Genomic DNA, 24,471 nt, shown 5'->3' with positions numbered 1-24,471 from the left:
TTCCCCATGTGAGAGTAGGTCATCGTCAAGATTAAATTCCGAAACCCCAATTGCGAAAGCAGTTGGGGTTTTGTTTTGCCTGCAAGAAAGTTCGTACAGCAATACCGGACAGGTCCACGCTGCCACAGTCTCCCGACAATGCTAAGGTTCGGCCCTAGCGTTTGTATTTTCCAAGGAAGCCTTTATGCCGGACGCGACGTCCCTCAGTGCTGGTTTTATGGTGGTTCACGGCAACCGCCTGGACGAGTTGCGCAGCCTGGTGGTCAGCTGGATGCGGCGCTACCCGCTGGCTCCCCTGGAGAATGAAATCGCGTTGGTGCAAAGCAATGGTATCGCCCAATGGCTGAAGCTGGCACTGGCGGAAGATTCCGAGGAAGACGACATGGGAGGCTGCGGTATTGCTGCCGCCATCGACGTCCAGTTACCCGGCAGCTTCATGTGGCAGCTCTATCGCACGGTACTTGGACGAGATGAAATCCCGGTCAAGTCCCTGCTTGATAAAGCCCCGCTGACCTGGCGCCTGATGCGACTGCTTCCGCAATTGATCAACCAACCGCACTTCGAGCCACTGCAGCGTTTCCTGACCCATGACACCGATCTGCGCAAACGCTATCAATTGGCTGAGCGTCTGGCGGATCTGTTCGACCAGTACCAGGTATATCGGGCTGACTGGCTTGAAGACTGGGCCGAAGGTCGGCATCAAACAAGAAGCGGCAGGGGCGAAGTCAACCCCCTGACTCCGGCGAACTGCTGGCAGGCAGAGTTATGGCGTGCACTCTTGCTGGATGTGGGGGAAGAAGGCATGGCGCAAAGCCGGGCCGGTGTCCATCAGCGATTTGTCGAGCGTATCAACAATCTCGAAGTAGCCCCCAAGGGATTACCCTCACGAGTGATCGTTTTCGGGATTTCTTCGCTGCCTGCTCAAGCCCTGGAAGCATTGGCGGGATTGGCTCGATTCAGCCAGGTCCTGCTCTGCGTACACAACCCATGTCGTCATCATTGGGCGGACATCGTTGCCGATAAAGACCTGCTGCGGCATCAATATAAGCGTCAAGCCCGCAAAAGCGGCATGCCGGTAGTGATCGATCCGCAAACCCTCCATCAGCATGCCCACCCATTGCTGGCCGCATGGGGTAAACAGGGGCGGGACTATATCAACCTGCTCGATAGTTATGACGATCCAAACAGCTATCGATCGGCATTCCGTGACGGACGCATCGACCTGTTCAGTGACGGTCAGCCGCTGAACGTGCTCAACCAATTGCAGGATGATATCCTCGAGTTGCGCCCCCTCAACGAGACTCGGGAGCGTTGGCCGGTTATCGATCTGCAGAAGGATGAATCGATCCGTTTTCACATCGCTCATAGCGCCCAGCGAGAAGTCGAGATCCTCCACGATCAATTGCTCGCGCGCTTCAGCGCCGACCCGCAATTGCGGCCCCGGGACATCATCGTGATGGTCCCGGACATCGACAGTTACGCACCGCATATTCGTGCAGTGTTTGGTCAGCTTGACCGCCAGGATCCACGCTTCATTCCGTTTACTCTGGCTGACCAGGGCCAGCGTGGTCGCGATCCATTGCTGATTGCTGTCGAGCACCTGCTCAAGTTGCCTGACAGCCGATTCCCCGTCAGTGAGATTCTCGATCTTCTGGACGTCCCGGCACTGCGCGCCCGCTTTGGTGTCGAGGAGCGTGACCTGCCGACGCTGCACCGCTGGATCGAAGGTGCCGGCATTCGCTGGGGCATGAATGCCGAGCAACGTGCCGGGCTCGGGCTACCGCATGAACTGGAGCAAAACAGCTGGCGTTTCGGCTTGCGACGGATGTTGCTCGGTTATGCCGTTGGCAGCGCCGATGCTTATGAGGGTATCGAGCCCTACGACGAAATCGGTGGTCTGGACGCCGCGCTCATTGGTCCGTTGGTTGCGTTGCTGGACGCGCTGGACGTGGCTCACCATGAACTCTCTCAGCCTGCATCGCCGGGGCAATGGGGCTTGCGCTTGCAGGCTTTGGTGCAGTTGTTCTTCCTTGCCAGTAACGAACATGATGACTACCTGCTGGCCCAGCTCGAAGAGCTGCGTGAAACCTGGCTCGAGACCTGCGAGTCCGTCGGCTTGCAGGACGAGTTGCCACTGACCGTCGTCCGCGAAGCCTGGCTTGCAGGTCTGGATCAGGGCCGTTTGTCCCAACGCTTTCTGGCTGGAGCGGTCAACTTCTGCACCTTGATGCCCATGCGCGCTATCCCGTTCAAACTGGTCTGCCTGCTGGGCATGAATGACGGCGATTATCCGCGTGCACAGCCGCCGCTGGACTTCGATCTCATGGGCAGTGATTACCGTCCAGGTGACCGCTCCCGGCGCGAAGATGACCGCTACCTGCTATTGGAGGCCTTGTTGTCGGCACGGGACCAGCTCTATATCAGTTGGGTGGGCCGGAGTATCCGCGATAACAGCGAGAGACCTGCGTCGGTGCTGATCGGCCAGTTGCGTGATCACTTGACCAGCGGCTGGCGATTGTCGGAGAGCGACAAGGATCTGCTTGAAGCAATGACCCAGGAACACCCGTTGCAACCGTTCAGCGCCCGCTACTTTCACGAAGGGGATGAGTCGTTCAGCTACGCCACCGAATGGCAGGTCCTTCATCATGCAGCAGAGCAACAGGCAAGAGCCGAAGTGCTTGAAGCTCACGTTCAGGTCGAACCACTCAGTCTCGGTCAACTGCAGGATTTCCTGCGCAATCCGGTACGGCACTTTTTCAGCCAGCGACTGAAGGTCTTCTTCGAGGCGGCTGAAGTGCCGTTGGCCGATGAAGAGCCTTTTGTCCTTGATGCGTTGCAGCGTTACAGCCTCAGCGAGAGTTTGCTCGAAGCGGCGCTGGCAGCCCCGGGAAATACTGGACAGGCACTGGGGGATCAGGCGAGACGTCTGCAAAACAGCGGGCTGCTGCCCATGGCTGGATTCGGAGAGTGCTTGCAACGCGAGTTGATCGAGCCATTGCCTGACTTGCTGCAACGCCACCAACAGCTCCTGGCTTTGTGGCCAACACCGCTCAGCAGCGCATTGCCCGTCAGTCTTGAACTGCAAGGCCTGCAGATTGAGGGCTGGCTCAGCGGGCTGCATCGACGCGCTGATGGTGGTTTGTTGTCCATCACTACGATCCCCAACAGTATCGGCTCGCTCAAGTCGCGCAAATGGCATCGACTGACACGCCCGTGGGTCAATCATCTGATGGCTTGTGCCAGTGGAATGGCGCTGACCACGGCATTGGTGGCCAGCGACGACAGCCTGCTGCTCGGTCCGTTGGACGAGTCCACAGCGCGGAAAATTCTCGGTGACCTGTTGATGGCCTGGCAGTCGGGTATGCGCCAGCCGCTACCGATCGCGGTCAAGACAGCCTTCGCGTGGCTGGGGCAGACCGACCCGGTCAAAGCCGAAGCCGCTGCGCGCAAGGCCTATGAAGGTGATGGGCAGACGACGGAAGGAGAGCGTCGCGAAAGCCCGGCACTCGCACGCCAATTCGCCGGTTACGATGCTTTGACCGCCGATGAGACGTTCCCCCAGTGGTGTGATGCGCTCTATAGCCCGCTTCTTGAAGCCCCCTGGCGTTCACATTCCAGCGAGGAGTCGCGTTGATGAGCACGAAGACACCTCTGGCCCTGGCTTTCCCGCTACGTGGCAGTCAACTGATCGAAGCCAGTGCCGGGACCGGCAAGACTTTCACCATTTCCGCGCTGTATCTGCGCCTGGTCCTTGGCCATGGTGACGAGAGCTCGGGGTTTGGACGAGAGTTGCTGCCGCCGCAAATCCTCGTCGTGACGTTCACTGACGCCGCCACTAAAGAGTTGCGCGAACGCATTCGCACACGACTCGCCGAGGCTGCACGATTTTTCCGTGATGAAACACCGGCCCCCGACAGCCTGATTGCCGAATTGCGTGATCAGTATTTGCCCGAGCAATGGTCCGGGTGCGCAAACCGCCTGGATATCGCCGCCCAATGGATGGACGAGGCAGCGGTTTCGACCATCCACAGTTGGTGCCAGCGCATGTTGCGCGAGCACGCATTCGACAGCGGCAGCCTGTTTACCCAGACCCTGGAAACCGACCACAGCGACTTGCTGGGGGAAGTCCTGCGCGATTACTGGCGGCTGTTCTGTTACCCGATGCAAGGTGACGCATTGAATTGGGTGCGCAGCAATTGGGGCGGACCGGCGGCGTTGCTGCCACGGATTCGTGCGCTGTTCGCCAGCGAGCGGGGTACGCTTCAAGGGAAAGAGCCCGCCGAGATAATTTCGCAATGCTTGCAAGAGCGACGGGTTGCCCTGATCGAACTCAAGCAGCCCTGGCTCCAGTGGGCGGATGAGTTGCTTGTCATCTGTCACCAGGGCGTTGCCAGCAAGACTGTCGATGGCCGCAAGATGCAGGCACGCTATTTCGAACCCTGGTTTGAAAAGATCAAAGCCTGGGCCGAAGACGAATCCCTTGAGCAACTGGATATCGGCACCGGCTTCACTCGCCTCACCCCTGATGGCATGGCCGAAGCCTGGAAAGGCGAAGCTCCCCGGCATCCGGGGCTCGATGCGATGGCCGGCCTCAAGGCTTGTCTCGATGGGTTGCCCACTCCCGATGCCGCCGTGCTGCAGCATGCTGCCCGCTGGGTCGGGGCACGATTCGAGGAAGAGAAACGCCGCCGGGCGGAAATGGGCTTCGACGACATGTTGCTGCGCCTTGATGCTGCCTTGCAGTCCGATGGCGGCGAGCGACTGGCAACCCTGATTCGTGAACAGTTTCCGGTCGCACTGATCGATGAGTTCCAGGATACCGACCCGGTGCAATACCGGATTTTCGAGAGCATCTACCGGATTGAAGAGAACAGCCCCGAGTGCGGTCTGTTCCTGATCGGCGACCCGAAACAGGCAATCTACGCTTTTCGCGGCGCCGACATCCATACCTACCTTCGCGCCCGTCAGGCCACCACTGGTCGCCTGCACACCCTGGGCACGAACTTTCGCTCAAGCCATGGCATGGTCAACGCAGTGAACCATGTGTTCGAGCGCGCCGAAGCCCGGGAATCAGGACGTGGCGCTTTCCTCTTCCGGGAGAAGAATGGCGAAAACCCGGTTCCGTTCCTGCCCGTTGCCTCCCAGGGCCGCAAAGAAGTCTTGCGCATAAATGATCAGGCAATACCTGCCTTGAACATCTGGCACTTGCCGGCCGAACAACCGTTGTCCGGTGCGGTGTACAGGCAACATCTGGCGGCAGCCTGCGCCAGTGAAATCACCGCACTACTCAATGGCGGACAACAGGGGCGAGCGGGGTTCACCCAGGACGACAAGGACTTCAGAGGCCTGCTACCGGCGGACATCGCTATCCTGGTACGCGATGGCAAGGAGGCACAGGCGGTTCGTGCGCAATTGGCCGCCCGTGGCGTGCGCAGTGTTTATCTGTCGGACAAGGACTCGGTATTCGCCGCCCAGGAAGCTCATGACGTACTGACCTGGCTCAAGGCCTGCGCCGAGCCGGATGTCGAGCGACCGCTGCGGGCCGCGTTGGCCAGCATCACGTTGAACCTTTCGTTGACTGAGCTGGAACGGCTGAATCAGGACGAGTTGGCCTGGGAGTCCAGGGTCATGCAGTTTCGTGGCTATCGTGAAGTCTGGCGCAAGCAGGGCGTACTGCCGATGCTGCGACACTTGCTGCACGACTTCCGTCTGCCCCAGGCATTGATCGCACGCAGTGACGGCGAGCGGGTGTTGACGAATCTGCTGCACTTGTCCGAGTTGCTGCAACAGGCGGCTGCTGAGCTCGATGGCGAGCAAGCCCTGATCCGGCATTTGTCCGAGCACCTGGCGTTGTCCGGACAGGCTGGCGAAGAGCAGATCCTGCGTCTGGAAAGTGATGAGCAACTGGTCAAGGTCGTGACCATTCACAAGTCCAAAGGCCTTGAATATCCGTTGGTGTTCCTGCCGTTCATTTGTTCGGCCAAGCCGGTGGATGGCAGCCGGTTGCCGTTGCACTACCACGATGAATCAGGCAATGCCCAGGTCACGTTGAAGCCGACGGCAGAATTGATTGCCCTGGCTGACGATGAGCGTCTGGCCGAGGATTTGCGCCTGCTCTATGTCGCCCTGACCCGGGCGCAACACGCCTGCTGGCTGGGGGTGGCTGACCTCAAGCGCGGCAATAACAATGGCTCGGTGCTGCATCTATCGGCATTAGGTTATCTGCTGGGCGGCGGTGCACCATTGGCCGAACCCTCGGAGTTACAGTGTTGGTTGCGGGATCTGCAGCAGGACTGCCCGGCACTGGCGCATGCCGAGATGCCTGAAACGACAACTGAGCATTACCAACCACCGCAAAACGAAGCGGCGCTGCTGGTTCCGCTGGTGCCGAAACGCAAGGCCAGTGAAAACTGGTGGATCGCTTCCTACAGCGCGTTACGCATTGGCGACACCCTGAGTGTCGGCACGGATGAGGCGCCGGAGAGCCCACAGGCGCAGAAACTGTTCGATGACGAACGCCTCGATCCGCAGGCGCCCAGAGAAGTGGTTGCTGGTGGCGGCGATATCCATCGCTTCCCACGCGGCCCGAACCCCGGCACCTTCCTCCATGGTTTGCTCGAGTGGGCGGGGGGCGAGGGGTTTGGTGTGGCACCACAGGTTGTGAAGGACGCCATTGCCCGTCGTTGCAATCGCCGAGGCTGGGAGGGCTGGATCACCACGTTGAATGACTGGCTGCAGCATCTGCTCACATTGCCGTTGCATCTGGGCGCCGGTCAGGCTCCGGTAGTGTTCGGGCAACTGACCCAGTACCAGGTCGAAATGGAGTTCTGGTTCGCCAGCCATAAGGTCGATGTGCTCAAACTCGATGCGCTGGTGTGCCAGTACACCCATAACGGCGTGGCCCGGGTGGCCGCCGAACCGGTGCTGCTCAACGGCATGTTCAAGGGCTTCATCGACCTTGTGTTCGAACACAACGGCCGCTATTACGTTGCCGACTTCAAATCCAACTGGCTCGGCGTCGATGATGCGGCCTATACCGGGCAGGCCATGGAGCAATCCATTCTCGACAACCGCTATGACCTGCAATACGTGTTGTACCTGTTGGCCCTGCATCGTCAGCTCAAGGCGCGGCTCGCCGATTACGACTATGACCGGCATGTTGGCGGGGCGTTGTACCTGTTTTTGCGTGGTACGCGTGCGGCCAGCCAGGGTGTGTTTTTTGCCCGTCCGCCAAGAGAGTTGATCGAGCGTCTGGACAGGTTGTTCCAGGGCAAGCCAGAGCCCAAGGCTGAACCTGCCTGGGAACAGGGAGTTCTGTTATGAATCGCACATTCGCCGATTTGTTGCCCACATCGCTGGCAGCCGAAAGCCTGGCCGATCTGGCGCCGTTGAGTCGTGCCGACGACTTGCTGTTATTGCTCACGCGCTGGGTCGAACGTGGCTGGTTGCGAGCGCTGGACAAAGCCTTTGTTGCGTTTCTGCATGAGCTGGCTCCGGATGATGATCCGTTGGTGTTGCTGGCAGCCGCGCTGACCAGCCACCAGTTGGGCCACGGGCATGTCTGCCTCGACCTGTTCGAGACGCTGAAAGAGCCGGACTTTGCCCTGTCATTACCACCCGAAGGTGACGTGCTTGGCGGCGCGCTGCTGTTGCCATCGCAATTGCTGGGATCTCTGGACGGTGCTCATTGGTGCAAGGCGCTGGCCGCCAGCGACCTGGTCGCACTGGCTGCTGACAGTCGTGACAACGTGCGCGACCGGCCTTTGGTTTTATCGGGCAAGCGCTTGTACTTGCGCCGCTATTGGGCCTACGAGCGACGGATTGACCTTTCGTTGCGCGAGCGTTTGACGGAACACGAATCCACGCCGAACGACTTGCTCCAGCGCCTCACCGGTTTGTTTGGTCCTGCCCGGTCCGGTGAAGTGATCGACTGGCAGAAGCTGGCCTGCGCCCTGGCGACCCGCAGCGCCTTCAGCATCGTGACGGGGGGGCCGGGAACCGGCAAGACCACGACCGTCGTGCGCTTGCTGGCGTTGCTCCAGGCGCCAGCGGTCGAGGCCGGCATGCCCCTGCGCATTCGTCTCGCCGCACCTACCGGCAAAGCCGCGGCGCGTCTGACAGAATCCATCAGCCAGCAAGTCCGGACGTTGAAGGTCACGGAAGACCTACGAGAAAAGATCCCGTCCGACGTCACCACCGTTCACCGTTTGCTCGGCAGCCGGCCCGGGACTCGTCATTTTCGGCACCACGCGGGCAATCGCCTGCCGCTGGATGTGTTGGTGGTGGACGAGGCCTCGATGATCGACCTGGAAATGATGGCCAACCTGCTCGACGCATTGCCGGCCCATGCGCGTCTCGTGCTGTTGGGTGACAAGGATCAATTGGCTTCGGTAGAAGCCGGTGCGGTATTGGGGGATCTGTGTCGCGATGCAGAGGCTGGCTGGTATAGCCCACAGACACGCGAGTGGCTGGAAGCCGTCAGTGGCGAAAACCTGCAGGCCAGCGGATTGCAGGAGGACGCACAGGGCGCTCATCCATTGGCCCAGCAAGTTGTGATGTTGCGCCATTCCCGGCGATTCGGTGAGGGCAGCGGTATTGGCCAACTGGCTCGATGGGTCAACCAGCAGCAGCCCGAGGAAGCACGCAAGTTGTTGTCTGCGCGAAGCCATGAGGATGTGTATTCCTTGCCCCTCAAGGGGGAGCAGGATCGGGCGCTGGATCGCTTGCTGCTCGAAGGCCACGGTGAAGGGCCGCAGGGTTATCGGCACTACCTGAGCCTGCTGCGCAATCAGCGCCCGGCGCTCGATAGTCCGCTGGAAGATTCACGCTGGGCCGACTGGGCCCGGGAGGTGTTGCAAGCCTTCGACGCGTTCCAGTTGTTATGTGCCGTGCGCAAGGGGCCGTGGGGTGTGGAGGGCTTGAACCAGCGAGTGACGGACGCCTTGCTAAGGGCACGTCTGATCGACAGTGACCAGCAGTGGTACGAAGGTCGCCCCGTACTGATGACCCGCAACGATTACGGGCTGGGTTTGATGAACGGCGATATCGGCATCGCCCTCAAGCTTCCGGAGCGTGAGGGTCCCGAGGCCGGCAGGCAGGTTCTGCGTGTCGCCTTTCCGCGCAATGACGGCCAGGGTGGCGTGCGCTTTGTCCTGCCGAGCCGGCTCAATGATGTCGAAACCGTGTACGCCATGACCGTGCATAAATCCCAGGGCTCGGAATTTGCCCACACCGCGTTGATCCTCCCCGACGCCTTGAACCCCGTGCTGACCAAGGAGCTGATCTACACCGGGATCACCCGGGCCAAGAACTGGTTCACCTTGATCGAGCCCCGCACAGGGGTGTTCGAAGAGGCGGTGAAGCGCAGGGTCAAACGCTTGAGCGGGCTGATGCTGGAGCTCGGCGCCGACTAATCGGCAAACAGCATCTCCCGGCTTTCTCCCATCAGCAGGCCCTGATTCTGCTCAGTGACCTGACGGATGTAATCCCACAACAGGGTGATCCGCTTGAGCTTCCTGAGGTCCTCGCGGCAGTACATCCAGAACTGTCGAGTGATGTTGATTTCCTGCGGCAACACCGGCAGCAGGCGAGGGTCCTGTGTCGCGAGGAAGCACGGCAGGATCGCCAGTGAGCGTCCTTGCTGCGCCGCCACGAACTGCGCGATCACGCTGGTGCTGCGCAGATTGGCACTTGCACCGGGTAGCACGTTGGCCAGGTACAGCAGCTCTGAGCTGAACGCCAGGTCGTCGACGTAACTTATAAACGAATGTTTCGCCAAGTCTGCCGGGCGGCGGATCGGCGGGTGGTTGTCCAGATAATCCTGGGTTGCGTACAGCTGTAACCGGTAGTCGCACAATTTGCAGCACACATACGGACCATGCTCCGGACGCTCCAGGGCGATGACGATGTCGGCCTCGCGCTTGGACAGGCTGATGAAGTGCGGCAGCGGCAGGATGTCCACCGAGATCGCCGGGTAGGTGTCGACGAAGTGGCTCAACTGCGGCGTGATGAAAAAGCTGCCGAAGCCTTCGGTGCATCCCATGCGCACATGACCGGACAGCGCCACGCCGGATCCGGAAACCTGCTCGCATGCCATGTGCAAGGTGCTTTCGATCGACTCGGCATATCCCATCAACCGCTGGCCTTCGGCGGTCAGGACAAAGCCGTTGGTCCGGGACTTCTCGAACAGCAATGTGCCCAATGCCGTTTCCAGGGAGCTGATGCGCCGCGACACCGTGGTGTAGTCCACCGCCAGGCGCTTGGCCGCGGTGCTGGCCTTGCGTGTGCGGGCGACTTCAAGGAAAAACTTGAGGTCATCCCAGTTCAGCGAGCCGAGGGAGGTGATGTTTTTTTGCATGTTGGACCGGTTTTTATGTGCGTTCTTATTAGAAGTTTGCACATCTATACTCCAAAAACAGTCCGTTAACCATTTCGCGGCACACGCCTCATCTCAAGGCGACTTTTTCGCCTTGGCTCCCAGATAAAAATAAACATCCGGAGACCCACATGAACGTATCGCTCACGCCTAACGAAACCACCGTGCAAAAGGTCAAACTGTTGATCGACGGCCAGTGGGTCGAGTCCAAATCCACCGAATGGCACGACATCGTCAACCCGGCGACCCAGCAAGTGCTGGCCAAAGTGCCGTTTGCCACCGCCGAAGAAGTCGATGCTGCCATCAGTGCCGCTCATCGTGCTTTCCAGACCTGGAAGCTGACACCCATCGGCGCGCGGATGCGCATCATGCTCAAGCTCCAGGCGCTGATCCGCGAACACTCCAAGCGCATCGCCGCAGTCCTGAGCGCCGAGCAGGGCAAGACCATTGCCGACGCCGAAGGCGATATTTTCCGTGGCCTGGAAGTGGTCGAGCACGCCTGCTCCATCGGCAGCCTGCAAATGGGCGAATTCGCTGAAAACGTCGCCGGCGGCGTCGACACTTACACCCTGCGCCAGCCGATCGGCGTGTGTGCCGGCATCACCCCGTTCAACTTCCCGGCGATGATTCCGCTGTGGATGTTCCCGATGGCCATCGCCTGCGGCAACACCTTCGTACTCAAACCGTCGGAACAGGACCCAATGTCGACCATGCTGCTGGTGGAGCTGGCGATTGAGGCGGGTATTCCGGCTGGCGTGCTCAACGTCGTGCATGGCGGCAAGGATGTGGTGGACGGGCTCTGCACCCACAAAGACATCAAGGCAGTTTCCTTCGTCGGCTCGACCGCCGTCGGCACCCACGTCTATGACCTGGCGGGCAAACACGGCAAGCGTGTGCAATCGATGATGGGCGCCAAGAACCACGCCGTGGTGCTGCCGGATGCCAATCGCGAGCAAGCGCTGAATGCGCTGGTGGGTGCCGGCTTCGGTGCCGCCGGTCAACGTTGCATGGCCACCTCGGTGGTGGTGCTGGTGGGCGCGGCCAAACAGTGGCTGCCGGATCTCAAGGCGCTGGCGCAAAAACTCAAGGTCAATGCCGGCAGTGAGCCGGGCACCGATGTCGGTCCGGTGATCTCGAAAAAAGCCAAGGCACGGATTCTCGATCTGATCGAAAGCGGCATCAAGGAAGGCGCCAAACTGGAGCTGGACGGTCGCGAGATCTCGGTTCCGGGTTACGAGAAGGGCAACTTTGTCGGCCCGACCCTGTTCTCCGGCGTGACCCCCGACATGCAGATCTACACCCAGGAAATCTTCGGCCCGGTGCTGGTGGTACTGGAAGTCGACACCCTCGACCAGGCCATTGCCCTGGTCAACGCCAACCCGTTCGGCAACGGCACGGGCCTGTTCACCCAGAGTGGTGCGGCGGCGCGCAAGTTCCAGACTGAAATCGATGTCGGCCAGGTTGGTATCAACATCCCGATTCCGGTGCCGGTCCCGTTCTTCAGCTTCACCGGTTCGCGCGGTTCCAAGCTCGGCGACCTTGGCCCGTACGGCAAGCAAGTGGTGCAGTTCTACACTCAGACCAAGACCGTCACCAGTCGCTGGTTCGATGACGACAGTGTCAACGACGGTGTGAACACCACCATCAACCTGCGTTAAGGAGCCGGACATGAAAATCGCTTTTATCGGTCTGGGCAACATGGGCGCGCCGATGGCGCGCAACCTGATCAAGGCCGGCCATGCACTGCGCCTGGTGGACCTGAACAAAGCCGTGCTCGCGGAGCTGGAACAACTGGGCGGCAGCATCAGCGCATCGGCCCGTGAAGCGGCGGAGGGTGCCGAACTGGTCATCACCATGCTGCCCGCCGCGGTGCATGTGCGCAGTGTGTGGCTGGGTGAGGACGGCGTGCTCGCCGGTATCGGTAAAGGCGTGCCGGCCGTGGATTGCAGCACCATCGATCCGCAGACCGCGCGGGACGTGGCCGCCGCCGCTGCCAAACAGGGCGTGGCCATGGCCGATGCGCCGGTTTCTGGCGGGACCGGTGGTGCAGCCGCCGGGACGCTGACCTTCATGGTCGGCGCCACCCCTGAACTGTTCGCCACCCTGCAACCGGTACTGGCGCAGATGGGCCGCAACATCGTCCATTGTGGTGAGGTCGGCACCGGGCAAATCGCTAAAATCTGCAACAACCTGCTGCTGGGGATTTCCATGGTCGGTGTCAGCGAGGCCATGGCACTGGGTGACGCGCTAGGCATCGACACCAAGGTGTTGGCGGGCATCATCAACAGCTCTACCGGGCGTTGCTGGAGTTCGGAGATGTACAACCCATGGCCGGGCATCGTCGAAACGGCGCCGGCGTCGCGCGGTTATACCGGCGGTTTCGGGGCGGAACTGATGCTCAAGGATCTGGGGCTGGCCACTGAAGCGGCGCGTCAGGCGCACCAACCGGTGGTACTCGGCGCGGTGGCCCAGCAGTTGTATCAGGCGATGAGTTTGCGTGGAGAGGGTGGTCAGGATTTCTCTGCGATCATCAATGGCTATCGCAAGCCGTTGTAGGAGCGAGCTTGCTCGCGATGTTCTTTAACGAAAACGCGACAAGCCTGACACCCCTTGGCGGTCTCAGGTTTATCGCGAGCAAGCTCGCTCCTACAGGTACTGAAAGATATTTACCGGGAGATCACGTCGGGTGATCCCCCGGTTTTTTTGTATCAGGCAAACACAAAATATTTGCGCACGGTTTCCACCACTTCCCACGTCCCTTTCATCCCCGGTTCAATGACGAAAATATCGCCGGCGCGCAGGTGGATCGGCGCCATGCCTTCCGGGGTGATGATGCAGTAGCCTTCCTGGAAGTGGCAGTATTCCCACTTCACGTATTCCACGTACCACTTGCCGGGCGTGCAGATCCAGGTGCCCATGATCTTGCTGCCGTCTTCACTGGTGTAGGCGTTGAGGTTGACGGTGTGCGGGTCGCCTTCGAGTTTTTCCCATTTGCAGGCGTCGAGCACAGGCAACGGGTGGGTGTCGCGAAGAACGGTAATCGGTGCGGTCATGATGACTCCGGGCATGAGGGAGAGCTGAAGTCGCACCCTATAGGGCTTGGCCGGGCATCAGTTGTCTGTGCTCGACATTGATGTATCCAGAAACGCAGCGGCCGTTGCTTGGCCGCGTTACCCGAAGCGGTTGAAATTTACCCTCGATAATTGATCGATTTCCGGCGGATTCTGCGAAAGTCCCGAGCATTACCGAAAGTTTTCGCAAGAACATGCACAGGTATCACTCGTATCATTCACTTCGGAAAAGGCCGAGAGCTTTGCTATGAAAAAAACAATGTCGTGGTGGGACATCAGCCCGCCCCTGAGTACCGCAACCCCGACCTGGCCGGGTGATACGCCGTTTCAGGAAGAACGCGTCTGGAGCTTGGGGCCCGAGTGCCCTGTGAATGTCGGGCGCATCACGCTGTCGCCGCACACCGGCGCCCATGTCGACGCGCCACTGCACTACAGCGCGGATGGCAAGGCCATTGGCGAAGTGTCGCTGGACGTCTATATCGGGCCTTGCCGGGTGTTGCATTGCCTGGACAGCGGCCAACTGGTGCAGCCGGAGCAACTGCGGGGGCGCCTGGACCATCTCCCTGAGCGCGTCCTGCTGCGTACTTATCGAAACGCACCGCTGACCACCTGGGACCCGAATTTCACCGCCGTCGCCAAAGAAACCGTCGATCTGCTGGCCAGCCTCGGCGTGCGGCTGATCGGTATCGATACGCCGTCGCTGGACCCGCAGCTATCCAAAACCATGGATTCGCACAACGCGGTGGCGCATCACGGCATGGCCATTCTCGAAGGCATCGTGCTCGATGAAGTCCCCGAAGGCGATTATGAACTGATCGCGCTGCCGTTACGTTTTGCCAATCTCGATGCCAGCCCGGTCCGGGCCATATTGCGTCCACTGAATTCACCGTCACATGAGGAGCCTGCTCAATGAGCCAATGTCCGTATTCGCCTGCCAATCAGACAGAGGAATGGCATAACGCCGAGCTGAATTTTTCCGACTCCATGAGCTACGGCGACTACCTGGACCTGGGGCGTATTCTCAGTGCCCAGCACCCGTTGTCGCCGGACCACAATGAGATGCTGTTCATCATCCAGCACCAGACCTCCGAGCTGTGGATGAAGCTGATGCTGCACGAGCTCAAGGCCGCCCGCGAACACGTTCGGCTGGGTGAGTTGCCACCGGCCTTCAAGATGCTGGCGCGGGTCTCGCGGATCTTTGATCAGCTGGTGCATGCGTGGACGGTGCTGGCCACCATGACGCCCACCGAGTACCACTCGATCAGGCCTTTCCTGGGGCAATCGTCGGGCTTCCAGTCGTTTCAGTACCGTGAAATCGAGTTCATCCTGGGCAACAAGAGCGCGACGCTATTGCGTCCCCACGCTCATCGGCCGGAGCTGTTGCAGGAGCTCGAAAAAGCCATCGCCACCCCTTCGCTGTATGACGAAGCCATTCGCTTGATGGCCAGCACCGGCCTGACGATCGACCCGCAGCGTTTCGAGCATGATCCGACCGCCCCGACGCAGCATGACGCCTCGGTCGAAGCGGCCTGGCGTGTGGTCTACAAGGATCCGTCGCGTTATTGGGATCTCTATCAACTGGCCGAGAAATTCATCGATCTCGAAGACTCGTTCCGCCAGTGGCGCTTCCGCCATGTCACCACGGTCGAGCGGATCATCGGCTTCCAACCCGGCACTGGCGGCACTGAAGGGGTGGGCTATCTGCGCAAGATGCTCGATACCGTGCTGTTCCCGGAGTTGTGGCGGGTGCGTTCGACCCTTTGACCTGACAGGCATTAAAAAGCCCCGGCATTCAATGAATGCCGGGGCTTTTTGTTGCACGCAGGATTATTGTGCGACTGGCAAGCCGCGATCCCGCGCCACACGTATCCGGTAGAACAGGTAGATGATCGCCACCCACACCGGGATGGCGATGACCGAGGCGCGTATGCCCGGAATCATCCACATCACGCAGATGATCATGGCCATGAACGCCAGGCACAGGTAGTTGCTGTAGGGAAACCAGAACGACTTGAAGCCCGGCACGATGCCTTGCTGGCCCATGATCTTGCGAAACTTCAGGTGGGTCAGGCTGATCAGCGTCCAGTTGATCATCAACGAGGCGACCACCAGGGCGAACAGCAATTCCAGCGCTTCATGGGGCGCCAGGTAGTTGACCAGCACGGACAGCATGGTGATCAGCGCCGAGATGCCCAGCGCCCGCAGTGGCACGCCCTGTTTGTTCAGTTTCATCAGCGACTTCGGTGCGTCGCCCTGTTCGGCCAGGCCGTAGAGCATGCGGCTGTTGCAGTAGACGCCGCTGTTGTAGACCGAGAGCGCCGCGGTGAGCACCACGAAGTTGAGGATGTGCGCGGCGGTGTCGCTGCCGATCAGCGAGAAGATCTGTACGAACGGGCTGCCACTGTAGGCATCGCCGGACGCGCCGAGGGTCTGCAGCAGTTGATCCCAAGGGTACAGCGACAGCAGCACAGTGAGTGCGCCGACGTAGAAGATCAACACGCGATAAACCACCTGGTTGATCGCCTTGGGAATCACCTTCCTCGGCTCGCTGGCTTCAGCGGCGGTGATGCCGACCAGTTCCAGGCCGCCGAAGGAGAACATGATGAACGCCATCGACATCAGCAAGCCGGTGGTGCCGTTGGGGAAGAAACCGCCGTGGCTCCACAGGTTGCTGACCGACGCCTGCGGGCCGCCGGTGCCGCTGAACAGCATGTAGCAGCCCAGGACGATCATGCCGATGATTGCCACGACCTTGATGATCGCGAACCAGAACTCCATCTCGCCGAAGACTTTGACGTTCATCGTGTTGATCAGGTTGACCAGGACGAAGAACACCGCAGCGCTGACCCAGGTCGGGATCTCCGGCCACCAGAACTGCACGTACTTGCCGACGGCCGTCAGCTCGGCCATGCCCACCAGCACGTACAGCACCCAGTAATTCCAGCCGGACAGGAAGCCGGCATAACCGCTCCAGTACTTGTGGGCGAAGTGACTGAACGAACCGGCCACCGGCTCCTCGACAATCATCTCGCCCAACTGGCGCATGATCAGGAAGGCGATGAACCCGGCAATCGCATAACCGAGGATCATCGACGGGCCGGCCGACTTGAGCACGCCTGCAGAGCCGAGGAACAGCCCGGTGCCAATAGCCCCGCCCAGGGCGATCAGTTGAATATGGCGATTTTTCAACCCCCGCTTGAGCGTTCCCTGTTGCAAGATTTCATCCGCCATCTCGTTCCCTTCTGGTTATTGTTGTCAGGCCTGATTTGAAAGATCAGATATTACTCTCGGTGAACTTTTCGTAGTACAGGTGAACGCTGTCCAGTGCCTGGGTCTGCAACCAGTCCTTGATCGACTCGACCATCGGCGGTGGACCGCAGACGTACATGTCGACCGGCGCGTCGCGCAGTTCACTGATGTCGAAATGCTCGGCAATGTAGCCGCGCTTGCCCGTCCACTGTGGCGATGGATCGCTGACGACTTCGGTGTAGCGAAACCCCGGAAGGCGTTCGGCATAGGCCTCGATCCGTGCGCGTTCGCACAGATCGGCAGCGTCGCGCACACCGTAGTACAGGTGCACCGGCTGCGTGCAACCGCGTTCGGCGAGGTCGTCGAGCATGCCCAGCAGTGCCGACAGCCCGGTTCCGCCCGCCACCAGAATCAGCGGTTTGGCCACATGCCGCAGATAGAATGCACCCAGAGGGGCCTCCAGCATGATTTCGTCGCCCACCCGGCAGCGTTCACGGATGTAGTTGCTCATCACCCCGTCGGGCAACAGGCGAATCAAAAATTGCAGTTGATTGTGTTCACTCGGCCGATTGGCAAACGAGTAGGAACGCTTGCTTTCGGTCCCCGGAATCGACAACCGGGCGTATTGCCCCGGCAGAAAATCCAGTGGGGTCGTCGTACCGAGATCCAGGTGCAGGATCGCGGTGCCGGCTGAAATCTGCCTGACGTCAGTCACCGTTGCGCTCAGTTGTTCCGGACCCGAGGCGTTGCACAGGCTGGAGGCGAAGTCGAAATAGAACGCCGCGTCGGACTTCACCCGGGTCTGGCAGGTGAGCATCTTGCGCTGCTGCAGGTCCAGGCTCGAGAGCGCTTCCTCGTCCACGTAATCCTGGCTGTAGTCGCCGGATTCGCAGCGACCCTGGCAGGTTCCGCAGACGCCTTCGCGGCAATCCAGGGGAATGTTGATGCCGTTGCGCAGGGCGGCGTCGAGCAGGATTTCGTTGGGCTGTACCGGAAAGAACAGGGTTTTACCGTCGGCAAAGCTGAACGCTACTTTGTGATTCATGCCTCGGTCTCCATGGGTTCAGAGGTGGTAGAAGTCGAGTACCGAGTTGATGGTGTCGTTGAGCAGCAGAACGTGCTTGCGGCTGATCAGCCAGCTGTCGGCATGCGGCTTGAGATGATAGGTCGCACGGCCAAAGAACTGCTCGGCCGTGGCCAGTCGATAGAACAAGGTGTGCCAGTTCAGGCGTACCTCCAGCTCGCCGTTCTCCAGTTCGTCGATCTGCACGTTGTTGATCAAATGCAAGGTGCGCGGCATCGGCGTCGAAGACGCGGACTTGCCCGTGCGCAGACGGAACACGCGGTCTTCCAGTCCGGAACGGTTGGGGTAGTAGATCAGCGACATTTCGCGTTTTGGGTCGCGGGTGTAGACGTGTTCCGAGTCCCATTGCGGCAGGTGGAACTCACTCTGTTCGTCGAACAACTGGAGATAGGCGTCCCAATCCTGGGCGTCACACAGTTCGGATTTGCGATAGAAAAACTGTTCGATCCGGTACTTCAATTGCGCATTCATCATTGCACCTCACGGAGTTTCAGGGATTTCGCGTCCAGGCCATCGAGCAGGAATTTCTGCCAGTTGCTGTGCTGGTTGACGTACAGCCCTTCGTGGGTGAATTCAGTGCCGGTCATGGCCGGGGCAATGCCGATCGCTTCGCTGTTGGGCGTGGCGCCGGTGGCCCATTGGTGACTGCCTCGGGAAATGTCGCTCCAGCGCTCCAGGCGCGCCTGGAAACCGCGTTGGGCTTCACGGAATTCCACCAGGTCATCCGGTGTGCCCAGGCCCGAAACGTTGAAGAAATCCTCGAACTGGCGAATGCGGTTTTCGCGGTCGGCGTCCGACTCGTTTTTCACCCCCAGGCACTGGCTGATGATCTCGGTCTTGTTCCAGGCCACCGGGCGGATGATGCGCAGTTGCGAGCTGATCTGATCGAGGAAAAACAGGCTTGGATAGATGTTCAGGTTGCGCAGGCGATGCATCATCCATTCGGCTTTTTGCTGGCCGTGTTCCTCGACCAGACGCGGCATGATCGTCGCGTAGCCGGAGCGCACCGTCGGGTTCGGCATGTCGCTGAATAACACGCTGTGACCATTGTTGAAGGCGAACCAGCCGTCATCGGTATTGGCGTCGCCGGCACCGAGTTTGCTGTAGTCGAGGGTACTGCCGCTGCTGGTGCCGTTCTCGCTGTTGACCTGCTGGCGGTGTTGCACCGTGGCCACGTAGTTATAGTGAACAGTGCTGACGTGGTAGCCGTCGAGGCCGTTTTCGTTCTGCAGTTTCCAGTTGCCGTCGTAGGTGTAGGCCGATTTGCCGGGCAGCACTTCCAGCTCACCGGTAGGTGACTGGGCAACCATCATGTCGAAGAACACCTTGGCGTCGCCGAGGAAGTCTTCGAGGCTGTTGTCGGCGTGTACGTCGAGGCTGATGAACACGAAGCCCTTGTAGCTCTCGATTCGGGCCTTTTTCAGGCCCCGGGTGGCCTTGTCGAAACCTTCCGGGTACTCGCCGGGCGCCTTGACCTTCACCAGGCGGCCGTCGCTTTTGTAGCACCAGGCGTGGAACGGGCAAGTGAAGGTCGACTGGTTGCCCTTGCCGACGCGGGTCAGGGTTGTGCCGCGATGCTGGCAGGCGTTGATCAGGGCGTTGAGTTTTCCTTCACCGTCGCGGGTGATGATCATCGGCTGACGGCCGGCGCGCAGGGTGACGAAGTCGTGATTGTTGGCCAGCTCGCTTTCGTGGCAGGCGTAGATCCAGTTCTTCTCGAAGATCAGTTCCATCTCCAGATCGAACAACTGCGGCTCGGTGAAAATGTCCCGGGCGATGCGGAACACGCCCTCTACCGGACGGAAATCCAGGCAGCCTTCGATAAACGCTTTCCACTGCTCGACGTTTTTTTCGCCACTCATGGGTGTGTACCTGTTTTTATTGGGGCTAATCGTGGGCTCATTAGAGGGGGCAGGGTGGGTAGGGGTCTATCCGGTTAGTCGGCGAAGGCAGTCCATAAAATTGGTGCGGTAACACCTACCCGGTATCAGGCTGAGCAGCAACGACTCAAACGGCGCACCAGGCGATGAACGGCTGCCCCTGTTTGCAGCAATCAGGTACTGTTTTGTGCAGCGTCGAATGCGGTTTGATAGCGATTGTCTGCCTCAGGCCAGCGGCGTTATCCGCTTAGTTGAGGATTGCTATCCGCTAAGTTGGCGCTGGTGTTTTGTGGCTTGGAACTTGCCTTTCCAATCCTCAGACGCGCCGTCAGAGCGCGCCGAAAAAATAGCCCGTGAGTGCGCCGTGATGAACAGCAAAACTGATCCGCAGTGTCGCGATATTCGTGTCGACAGCGATGACCTCGAGGCCGCGAGGCGCTGGATGTCCGGTATCTGCGGGCCGCATCGACTCGTCACCACGACGCCCGAACGGATCCGTTTTCATCACAGCGCCAATATGTTCAAGTCGATGGCCACGACCCTTGGCACCATCGAGTACGGCACCGATGTCACCATCGATATCGAAGACGCCGAGCACTTCAGCAGTTACAGCCTGAGTCTGCCGCTGGTGGGCGAGCAGGAGTTGAGCAAGAACGGCAGCGTGGTGAAGTCCGACCGCGATCAAGGGGTGATCATTTCCCCGAATGAAAACCAGCTGTTGGCGATCTCCGGCGATTGCCGCAAGGTCCAGGTGGTGATTACCCGAGTCGCCATGAGCGAGTCTCTGGAGGGGCTTCTACAGCGGCCTCTGGATACGCCGCTGCGGTTCGAGCCGGTGATGGACGCGGTCGATGGAGCGTCGGCCTCATGGTGGCGCATGGCGCGCTATTTCATCGCCGAGCTGGAGCGCAGCAGCGAACTCTATGAGCAGGTGGCCTTCACTCGGGACATTGAAAGTTCGCTGATCAAAGGCTTGATCCTCGCTCAGCCGAACAACTATTCAGAAGAACTGCGAAACGTGCTGGGCGTGAAGTTGCCGCACTACCTGATCAGAGCCCGGCAGTACATCCATGCAAACGCCCGCGAAGCCCTGCACCTGGAGGACATCGAAGCCGCCGCCGGAGTCTCGCGCTTCAAGCTGTTCGAGGCGTTCAAGAAGTACTTCGCCTTGTCGCCGATGGTCTACCTGAAGAAATACCGCTTGAACGCCGTGCGTCAGGAGATTCTTGAGCACGGTTCTGCGCGCAATATTTCCGCGATCGCCATGGGCTGGGGCTTCACCCATCTCGGGCGTTTTTCCGCCGAGTACCGCAAGTTGTTCGACGAAACACCGACCATGACTTTGCAGCGCAACGAAGCCCGCCGCATGCGTGGCTTCTGAGGGGCAGGGCGCCCTTACTTGCGCACCACAAGATCCAGCAATTCGTCGCGCTCCTTGATTTTCTGCAGGACGATTTCCGAGCGGATATCGGTGACGCCCACCGTGCGGTTCAGGTGATTCACGATGAAATCCGAGAAGTGTTTCAGGTTGCGCGCCTGTACTCGCAACACATAGTTGCTCGCCCCGGTAATCACATACGCGGTGACCACTTCCGGCCACGACTGGACCTTCTTGATGAAGGTCTCGTGCCAGTCCGCGACGTCCTGTCGCAACGACACATGGACGATGGCTTCCAGTTCGATTCCCAGCCGTTCGGCATTCAGCACCGCGCGATAGCCGGTGATGATTCCCTCGCTTTCCAACAGGCGTAATCGACGCAGGCAAGCTGACGGCGACAGCGCGACTTTCTCTGCCAATTCCTGGTTGCTGATACGACCATCCTGTTGCAGTTGATGGAGGATTCGCAGGTCTGTCGAGTCGAGATTCATGGTTGAAATAAATCCGTGTTTATTAGCGTTGGAATCGAATTTTCTGCGAGATAAGTACTATAGCGTCGCTCACTTTGCACGAAAATTCTCCAAGGCTTAGTTCATTATCTCTCCACCCAAAAGGCGCAAATAGCGCCTGAAACAGGGCGCTGGGCGCTCTGCTCGCCTCGATTTTCACGATGTGCCCGGACGGCATGTCATTCAAAAAAAACAGGACATCCAATGACTACAAGAAACGATTGCCTGGCGCTTGATGCGCAGGACAGCCTGGCGCCTCTGCGTCAGCAGTTTGCGCTTCCTGAAGGCGTGATTTATCTCGATGGCAACTCCTTGGGCGCACGCCCTGTCGCGGCATTGGCTCGCGCTCAGGCAGTGATCGCCGAGGAGTGGGGCAATGGCCTGATCCGCAGTTGGAACAGCGCTGGCTGGCGCGATCTGTCCGAGCGTCTGGGCAACCGATTGGCCACATTAATAGGTGCCCGCGACGGCGAAGTGGTGGTGACCGACACCACCTCGATCAACCTGTTCAAGGTGCTCAGCGCCGCGTTGCGTGTGCAGGCCAGCCGGTCTCCAGAGCGTCGGGTGATCGTCACCGAAACCAGCAACTTCCCTACCGACCTGTACATCGCCGAAGGCCTGGCCGACATGCTGCAGCAGGGGTACACCTTGCGTCTGGTCGACAGCCCGGAAGAGTTGCCGCAAGCGATTGACCAGGACACGGCAGTGGTGATGCTCACCCACGTCAATTACAAGACCGGCTACATGCACGACATGCAGGCCCTGACCGCGCTGAGCCACGAGTGTGGCGCGCTGGCCATCTGGGACCTGGCGCATTCCGCCGGGGCGGTGCCGGTTGATTTGCATCAGGCGGGCGCCGACTACGCCATCGGTTGCACTTACAAATACCTCAATGGCGGTCCGGGATCACAGGCGTTTGTCTGGGTCTCGCCGCAGCTGTGCGATCTGGTGCCGCAGCCCTTGTCGGGCTGGTTCGGCCATTCGCGGCAGTTCGCCATGGAGCCTCGCTACGAGCCGAGCAACGGCATCGCCCGCTACCTGTGCGGCACCCAGCCAATCACTTCATTGGCGATGGTCGAGTGTGGACTGGATGTTTTCGCCCAAACCGATATGGCCAGCCTGCGCCGCAAATCCCTGGCCCTGACCGACCTGTTCATTGAACTCGTCGAGCAGCGCTGCGCCGCTCATGAGCTGACCCTGGTCACGCCACGCGAACACGCCAAGCGTGGCAGCCATGTCAGCTTCGAGCATCCCGAGGGTTATGCCGTGATCCAGGCCTTGATTGACCGCGGTGTGATCGGTGACTACCGCGAGCCGCGGATCATGCGCTTCGGCTTTACCCCGCTGTACACGACGTTCACCGAGGTCTGGGATGCCGTGCAGATCCTCGGCGAAATCCTCGACCGGAAAACCTGGGCGCAGGCGCAATTCCAGGTCCGCCACAGCGTCACCTGAGTTAACCGATGTCCGCGTCTTGCTGCCGGGTTTTCCTGGCGGCAGGGCTTCGGGTGCCGTCAATCAAGAGTTCTGTGCAAACACAATAATAAGGAGCACGCAGAATGAAATTGTCCCTTTGGCCAGCCTTGCCGCTCGCTATCACCAGTTGCCTCGGTCAAATGGCTTACGCCGCAAACGACAATGGATTCGTCGAAGACAGCAGCCTGGTCCTGACCAACCGCAACTTCTATTTCTACCGCAACAACCTCAACAACCCGGGTGGCCAGAACTATCGGGACGAATGGGCCCACGGGATCATGCTCGATTACCGTTCCGGGTATACCCAGGGCACGGTGGGTTTCGGTGTCGATGCCTATGCGCAGTTGGGCCTCAAACTCGACAGCGGCAAGGGACGAACCGGCACCGGTTTGCTGCCGGTCGATTCCGACGGTCGCCCCGAGGATGAGTATTCCGAAGCAGGTGGTGCGCTCAAGGCGCGGATCTCCAACACCGAACTCAAATACGGCAACCTGACCCCGCTCAACCCGGTGTTCGGCACGGGCAATGCGCGGCTGTTTACCAGCGTGGCCACCGGCTTTCAGCTGACCAGTAATGAACTCAAGGCGCTGCAAGTGGACATCGGCCACTTCACAGCCGGCAACGACAGTAATTCCACCAACGCCGATGGCGCCCTGAAAGCGCTGTATGCCGGGGTGGAAACCCGCAGCGTCGACTATCTGGGCGGCAGCTATGCAGTGAGCGATCAACTGAGCGTCAGCCTTTACGGTTCGCAGTTCACCGACATCTGGCGGCAGTATTACGCCAACACCAACTACACCTTTGCCTTGAGCGAAGGGCAGTCGCTGAACCTGGATTTCAATATTTACCGTACCAACGACGATGGCCAGAGCCTGGCCGGCAAGATCGATAACACCACCTGGTCGTTGGCCACAGCGTACAAGTTCGGCGCTCATCGTTTGACCCTGGCGTATCAACGCGTGGATGGCGATGAGCCGTTCGATTACCTGGGGTTCGATCAACAACCGGGGACTTCGATTTTCCTCGCCAACTCGATCCAGGTCCTCGACTTCAACGCCCCCAACGAACGTTCCTGGCAACTGCGCTACGACCTGGACATGGCGCCATTCGGCGTGCCGGGCCTGAGCTTCATGTCGCGTTACGTCCGCGGTGGCCATATCGACGACAGCCACTACGACGGCGGTCCCAACGGCGCTTACGGGCGTTACGGCGATGACGGCAAACGCTGGGAACGCGACCTCGAAGCGCGCTACGTCGTGCAGTCGGGCAAGGCCAGGGATCTGTCGGTGCGGGTGCGTCAGGCCAGTGTGCGTTCGACCGCTCAAGTGGCGCGCGCCGACACCACGGACAACAACGAAGTCCGCGTCATCATCGAGTATCCACTGAGTATTTTCTGATCCGTGTCCTGCTGTGCGTGGCTGATCCCCACGAGACCATCCAACCACGTGC

General features: G+C 59.9%; 17 protein-coding genes. 10 read left to right on the top strand and 7 right to left on the bottom strand.

Features of this window, described 5'->3' with window-relative positions; genetic code table 11:
* Positions 1-184: 184 nt before the first annotated feature.
* The 3 genes from recC to recD are packed head-to-tail and all read left to right on the top strand — an operon-like array spanning position 185 to position 9,413.
* The gene (recC, locus tag AC07XF_RS12165; RefSeq protein WP_495026674.1) at positions 185-3,634 is read left to right on the top strand and encodes an exodeoxyribonuclease V subunit gamma; all 3,450 of its coding nucleotides are present in this window, start codon (positions 185-187) and stop codon (positions 3,632-3,634) included.
* Positions 3,634-7,323: an exodeoxyribonuclease V subunit beta gene (recB, locus tag AC07XF_RS12160; RefSeq protein WP_495026673.1), complete on the top strand. Its 3,690-nt coding sequence runs from the start codon at positions 3,634-3,636 to the stop codon at positions 7,321-7,323. The genes recC and recB overlap by 1 nt, the downstream gene beginning before the upstream one ends.
* A complete protein-coding gene (gene recD, locus AC07XF_RS12155) occupies positions 7,320-9,413 on the top strand; it encodes an exodeoxyribonuclease V subunit alpha (RefSeq protein ID WP_495026672.1) in 2,094 nt (697 codons plus the stop codon). The genes recB and recD overlap by 4 nt, the downstream gene beginning before the upstream one ends.
* On the opposite strand, the gene AC07XF_RS12150 is transcribed toward recD, so the two are convergent.
* Positions 9,410-10,357: a LysR family transcriptional regulator gene (locus AC07XF_RS12150; protein WP_007994583.1), complete on the bottom strand. Its 948-nt coding sequence runs from the start codon at positions 10,355-10,357 to the stop codon at positions 9,410-9,412. The two genes, recD and AC07XF_RS12150, sit on opposite strands and share 4 nt — an antisense overlap.
* A 149-nt stretch (positions 10,358-10,506) precedes the next feature.
* On the opposite strand from AC07XF_RS12150, the gene AC07XF_RS12145 reads away from it, so the two are divergent.
* Both AC07XF_RS12145 and mmsB read left to right on the top strand, forming a co-directional pair.
* Positions 10,507-12,033 (top strand): CoA-acylating methylmalonate-semialdehyde dehydrogenase, encoded by a 1,527-nt coding sequence (locus AC07XF_RS12145; protein WP_495026671.1) that lies wholly within the window; start codon positions 10,507-10,509, stop codon positions 12,031-12,033.
* 10 nt (positions 12,034-12,043) lie between these two features.
* Entirely contained in the window at positions 12,044-12,931 is an 888-nt protein-coding gene (gene mmsB, locus AC07XF_RS12140) for a 3-hydroxyisobutyrate dehydrogenase (RefSeq protein ID WP_223528235.1), read from the top strand.
* 152 nt (positions 12,932-13,083) lie between these two features.
* Here mmsB and AC07XF_RS12135 read toward each other — a convergent pair whose 3' ends face one another.
* Positions 13,084-13,428 carry a cupin domain-containing protein gene (locus AC07XF_RS12135; protein WP_007900627.1) on the bottom strand — a complete coding sequence of 115 codons (345 nt, stop codon included), beginning with the start codon at positions 13,426-13,428 and terminating at the stop codon, positions 13,084-13,086.
* 265 nt (positions 13,429-13,693) lie between these two features.
* Between AC07XF_RS12135 and kynB the strand changes: the two genes are divergently transcribed.
* Together kynB and kynA are read left to right on the top strand one after the other, a co-directional pair.
* Positions 13,694-14,359 carry an arylformamidase gene (gene kynB, locus AC07XF_RS12130; protein WP_495026670.1) on the top strand — a complete coding sequence of 222 codons (666 nt, stop codon included), beginning with the start codon at positions 13,694-13,696 and terminating at the stop codon, positions 14,357-14,359.
* Positions 14,356-15,210, top strand: coding sequence for a tryptophan 2,3-dioxygenase (gene kynA, locus AC07XF_RS12125; protein WP_495026669.1), 855 nt, complete (start codon positions 14,356-14,358; stop codon positions 15,208-15,210). Before kynB ends, kynA begins: the two co-directional genes overlap by 4 nt.
* A 63-nt stretch (positions 15,211-15,273) precedes the next feature.
* On the opposite strand, the gene AC07XF_RS12120 is transcribed toward kynA, so the two are convergent.
* From AC07XF_RS12120 to antA, 4 genes are read right to left on the bottom strand one after another with little or no spacing between them, the layout of a single operon-like run.
* A complete protein-coding gene (locus tag AC07XF_RS12120; protein WP_007988997.1) occupies positions 15,274-16,677 on the bottom strand; it encodes an amino acid permease in 1,404 nt (467 codons plus the stop codon).
* 43 nt (positions 16,678-16,720) lie between these two features.
* Positions 16,721-17,740, bottom strand: a complete 1,020-nt coding sequence (gene antC, locus AC07XF_RS12115) for an anthranilate 1,2-dioxygenase electron transfer component AntC (RefSeq protein ID WP_495026668.1) — start codon at positions 17,738-17,740, stop codon at positions 16,721-16,723.
* An 18-nt stretch (positions 17,741-17,758) separates the two neighbouring features.
* Complete coding sequence (gene antB, locus AC07XF_RS12110; protein ID WP_495026667.1) at positions 17,759-18,250, bottom strand: anthranilate 1,2-dioxygenase small subunit; 492 nt, start codon at positions 18,248-18,250, stop codon at positions 17,759-17,761.
* Positions 18,250-19,641 carry an anthranilate 1,2-dioxygenase large subunit gene (gene antA / locus AC07XF_RS12105; protein ID WP_085719052.1) on the bottom strand — a complete coding sequence of 464 codons (1,392 nt, stop codon included), beginning with the start codon at positions 19,639-19,641 and terminating at the stop codon, positions 18,250-18,252. Before antA ends, antB begins: the two co-directional genes overlap by 1 nt.
* A 385-nt stretch (positions 19,642-20,026) precedes the next feature.
* Between antA and AC07XF_RS12100 the strand changes: the two genes are divergently transcribed.
* Positions 20,027-21,040, top strand: a complete 1,014-nt coding sequence (locus tag AC07XF_RS12100; protein WP_085719051.1) for an AraC family transcriptional regulator — start codon at positions 20,027-20,029, stop codon at positions 21,038-21,040.
* 14 nt (positions 21,041-21,054) lie between these two features.
* On the opposite strand, the gene AC07XF_RS12095 is transcribed toward AC07XF_RS12100, so the two are convergent.
* Positions 21,055-21,528, bottom strand: coding sequence for an Lrp/AsnC family transcriptional regulator (locus AC07XF_RS12095; RefSeq protein WP_007994565.1), 474 nt, complete (start codon positions 21,526-21,528; stop codon positions 21,055-21,057).
* Positions 21,529-21,750: 222 nt separating this feature from the next.
* Here AC07XF_RS12095 and kynU point away from each other — a divergent pair, with 222 nt between their 5' ends.
* Both kynU and AC07XF_RS12085 read left to right on the top strand, forming a co-directional pair.
* Positions 21,751-23,001 carry a kynureninase gene (kynU, locus tag AC07XF_RS12090; RefSeq protein ID WP_495026666.1) on the top strand — a complete coding sequence of 417 codons (1,251 nt, stop codon included), beginning with the start codon at positions 21,751-21,753 and terminating at the stop codon, positions 22,999-23,001.
* Between the two features lie 104 nt (positions 23,002-23,105).
* Positions 23,106-24,419: an OprD family porin gene (locus AC07XF_RS12085; RefSeq protein WP_495026665.1), complete on the top strand. Its 1,314-nt coding sequence runs from the start codon at positions 23,106-23,108 to the stop codon at positions 24,417-24,419.
* Positions 24,420-24,471: the final 52 nt, after the last annotated feature.

It is taken from the genome of Pseudomonas sp. GW821-FHT01C01, from assembly GCF_059422645.1.
The sequence above is the reverse complement of the archived record's forward strand: the minus strand, read 5'-3'. Positions and strand labels throughout refer to the sequence as shown.